We start from the raw sequence: 2,331 nt of genomic DNA, 5'->3' as shown, positions 1-2,331 counted from the left end.
TTGTTATTTTTAATCCTGCATTTTCTGCAGTTATTACTAAGATGCCTTTATTTGAATTAATATCAGAATTATATTGCGCTCCCTCTTCATTGAAAAAAACCCTCCCTTTTGGAGAAGAAAATTGATAATCTGAAGGTTCCTCTGATGTGGGTTCTTGTGTAGGTGTCTCTGTAGGTTCTTCTGCAGATTCAATGGGCACACCTTTTAACCTTTCCCATCCATCGATACCATGGCAGAGAAATTTAGTACTAACAGTAATTGTTGAAAATTTTTCCACAATTTCTACTTCTGCTCCATCAATATTGCATATATCAATTTTACACCGCCCTGTACAGCTATTTGCATCACAAGAATCTAAGCAATAATATAGATATCCATCCTTGCATAATTCTTCATCTCCAGGACTTTCTTCGTCTCCATCCCATAAGCCACCCTCTCCAATGCAATATCTTCCAAGTTCCTCAGTTGGTGTTATCGTTGGTGTTGGAGTGGCAGTTTGTGTTGGTGTTGGTGTTATCGTTGGTGAAGGTATTGCTGTTTCTGCTGGCTCGGCAGGTTCAGCAGGTGCCCCTCCACCACATGAGGCTAAAAAGAAAGAAATGGTAAACAAGCAAATAAAAGTGCACATAGATGATATTTTTTTTATTTTTGCTTCATTCATTTTGGCTTACTGCTACAGCTACATTAGGTTACAACTACTCTACTACTTGTCTGTGATTTTTTAAACTTAATTCCTAAATGATTCTTGACTGCCGCGGGATACGGATGATTACCATTTGAATTGACAATTAAATCTACATCGTCATCCGGATCATCTATTATTAATCCATCCCTTGTAACTAATGTAGTTGAGCTACCGCCATCTAGATTTAGAGCTTCTGTAGCTCCATGCAGATAAAGTAGACATGCAAGTCTTGCATAGCTAAGACCTGTTCTTTCTGAATCATCTCCTTCAACAACAATTAATATTAGCACATTTTCTTCATGATCCACACCAACAGATGTCCTTGCATCAGGTGTTATAATTTCAACTTTACCACCCTCACTAAAATCTGTATATCGTTTAACAATGCTCCCATCCCTAATAAAATGTGGATATCCTCCAACAGCATATTTAATATCACTACGGATATGTTCTTGTTCATCGAATTGACAATCATCATCAAACTCATTTGCCTTACACATATCGACAAAACCATCACCGTACACTACTAATGCTGGGTGAGAGTCTGGTACATGGTCGGGTTTCCATTGATGCACATTAAAATTTGAAATATGCGGCCCATTTGGCTTATGTGGAGAATTTTCATCAAAACCATTCCCATTTACCGCAATATCTAGTGTTAAACCTGGTTCTTCAAATATTGTACTTGCAGTTGCTAAAAAAGTGCTTGTCATCATTGTAGGCTTGTTTGGGGTAACATATAAATCTATATTATTAAGATCCATCTTAAATGTATGGATCCATGGATCTCCTATAGGGTATTCACCATAATATACTCCCTCATGTAGTTGCTGTGGATTATTCACAAAAGCATCAATAATACGTCTATGGTTAAAATTCCAGGGATTAGGTGCTGGACATTCGTTATCTAATATTCTTCCTGGGAGATCTGTGGTTGATTCTTCAACAGGATCTTGTAATTCTGGCTGTACTGTCCATTCACAAATTCTTTGATTCTTTTGCTCATAGGTATTACACTCACATTTTTTCCAATATCCATCCATATGTTTATACTGATTGGGCCACCTAAAATCATCCTCTATTACGGATACTGTTTCATGTCCATTACAACCCCCTATTATGGTTGGTTCATCATTTTCTTGATCTACACCAATCTCTTGTCCTAGACCATCATCAAAAGGGAAACAGCGAAAAAGCCAGCATGTATTAATTAATTGCATTGGTTCTTCCACAGGTTCTGCTGGTGTTGGTTCTGATTGTGTTTCTGTTGGGACGGGTGATGCTTCTGTTTCTTTGGGTGTAGTAGTAGGTGCTTCAGCATCTGTTCCACAAGCTGTAAATATCACAAGAAAAATAACACTTGTAACAAATGAGATTTTCATCTATGTTAAACCTCGCCGATTTTTATAGCTTGTCATTTTTATTCTGTTCTCTTATTGTAACATAAATTTTTCCTTTTCCCCTCACATTGTATGGGGAAAATGGGAAAATTTAGGTTAGGCTTTTACGACATTAGCGGATTTTCCGCATAGTACCATAACTTTTTTGCAATAATGGCTGTTGCGACATTCATCTATTCGTGTGTGGGCTCATTTTTGAACTTGACACATTATTGCAGTCGCCTAAAGGCACAACTCAATCATAAG

2 protein-coding genes are annotated in these 2,331 nt (G+C 37.4%); both read right to left on the bottom strand.

Translation table 11 applies throughout. The features are described 5' to 3' along the window. Positions 1 to 661: hypothetical protein (locus KKC91_05110; GenBank protein ID MBU0477926.1), on the bottom strand; the 661-nt coding region annotated here is incomplete at its 3' end. A 23-nt stretch (positions 662 to 684) separates the two neighbouring features. Next, a complete protein-coding gene (locus tag KKC91_05105) occupies positions 685 to 2,067 on the bottom strand; it encodes a phosphodiester glycosidase family protein (protein ID MBU0477925.1) in 1,383 nt (460 codons plus the stop codon). Positions 2,068 to 2,331 lie beyond the last annotated feature (264 nt).

It is taken from the genome of bacterium, from assembly GCA_018812485.1.
In the GTDB taxonomy this organism is placed as follows: Bacteria; JAHJDO01; JAHJDO01; order JAHJDO01; family JAHJDO01; genus JAHJDO01.
Note: the sequence above shows the minus strand (reverse complement) of the source record. Positions and strands in the feature narration are given on the sequence as shown.